Annotated in this window: 2 protein-coding genes; both read right to left on the bottom strand. The window is 45.8% G+C overall.

The features are described 5' to 3' along the window. Positions 1-6 precede the first annotated feature (6 nt). Positions 7-537: an IS630 family transposase gene (locus D1646_RS22445; protein ID WP_160638534.1), complete on the bottom strand. Its 531-nt coding sequence runs from the start codon at positions 535-537 to the stop codon at positions 7-9. Continuing rightward, positions 504-854, bottom strand: coding sequence for an IS630 transposase-related protein (locus tag D1646_RS22450; protein ID WP_160638533.1), 351 nt, complete (start codon positions 852-854; stop codon positions 504-506). Before D1646_RS22450 ends, D1646_RS22445 begins: the two co-directional genes overlap by 34 nt. Positions 855-903: the final 49 nt, after the last annotated feature.

The following is a 903-nucleotide window of genomic DNA, read 5'->3' on the forward strand; positions in this document are numbered from 1 at the left end:
ATATAGTTACCACAGTTGAAAAGCGGTACAAAGGGCATCATCAAAGGAAAAGACAGCGGGAAGGATTTTTCTCAAAAAGCGCTTCAGCCAAGCCCAGAAATGTTCGATAGGATTGAGTTCCGGGGAGTAGGGTGGAAGAAAGAGAAGTCTGCACCCGGCATTTTGGGCAGCAAGAAGCAGCCGCTTTTTGGAATGGAATGAAGCGTTATCCATCACAATCACGGTTCCTTGTTCCAGAGAAGGCAGAAGCTGGTTGGAAAACCAGAACTCAAAAAGCCTGCTGTCCATCGTTCCATTATACTGAAACGGCGCAAGAATTCTGTCACCTATCTGAGCAGCAACAATGCCGCAACGCTGATACTTTCGTCCACGAACTTGCCCAAACACTCGCTGACCCCGCAGCGCATACCCATATTCCCGATACAAGTATGTATCTATACCGCTTTCATCCACATAAGCGATCTTTTCCAGCGGTATATCTTTGATCTCTTCCTGATATGCCGCTACCTTTTGCCGGTCCTGCTCCTGATAGTTGATCGTCTTTTTTTCCTTGTGATCTTATGCCGCCGCAATGCGTCTCGAATGCCGCTTTCGCTGCATCCAAATGCCTCAGCCATTTCTGATTGGTATGCGTCTGGGTGGGCCGCAACATATGCCTTCAGTTTTTCTGGATCGATCTTTCGGAAACTTCTATGCAGATCTTTCTTTTCCAGATCCCCCGTTTCTTTCAGCTGCTTTTCCCACTTTTGTATCGTCGATTTGGAAACCTTGAAGACTTGATGGGTCGCTTCCAAGCTATGCCCTGCCTGTCGATATTCTATTGTACGTTCCCTATATCTTTTTGAATAGCTCATGATCTTATTCTACTCGTTGCCATACCTTTTTTCAACTGTTTTTACTATA

Origin of the sequence: Pseudoflavonifractor sp. 60, from assembly GCF_009911645.1 — a bacterium.
Classification (GTDB): Bacteria; Bacillota; Clostridia; order Oscillospirales; family Oscillospiraceae; genus Lawsonibacter.